Origin of the sequence: Adlercreutzia equolifaciens, from assembly GCF_029076695.1 — a bacterium.
Lineage (GTDB): Bacteria > Actinomycetota > Coriobacteriia > Coriobacteriales > Eggerthellaceae > Adlercreutzia > Adlercreutzia equolifaciens_A.
The window spans coordinates 1-306 of the sequence record NZ_JARFIK010000335.1; the positions used below are offsets into that span (position 1 = coordinate 1).

General features: G+C 60.5%; 1 protein-coding gene. It reads right to left on the reverse strand.

From position 1 onward, the window contains the following. Positions 1 to 132 precede the first annotated feature (132 nt). A complete protein-coding gene (locus tag PZH32_RS12635) occupies positions 133 to 306 on the reverse strand; it encodes a PhoH family protein (RefSeq protein WP_343074575.1) in 174 nt (57 codons plus the stop codon).

The following is a 306-nucleotide window of genomic DNA, read 5'->3' on the forward strand; positions in this document are numbered from 1 at the left end:
CACAAATCTGACGGACACCTCGGTATTCAGCGGCTTCGCCTCGCGCTCAAGGACAAACTGGGCAAGGTCGTGCAGCGGAATGGCCGTCAGGTCGTCTTCACGATACGGGTAAGTAATGAGAATCTCCATGGCTTACTTCGCCTTTCCCGCCGCGCGCTCGTAGGCGGCCACGATGGTGGCTACCAGGGAATGGCGCACGACGTCCTTTCCGTGGAGGTCGCAAAATGCGATGTCGTCGATGCCCTCGAGGATGCTGCGCACCTGAACCAGGCCGCTGGTGCCGCGGGGCACGTCAATTTGGGAGAT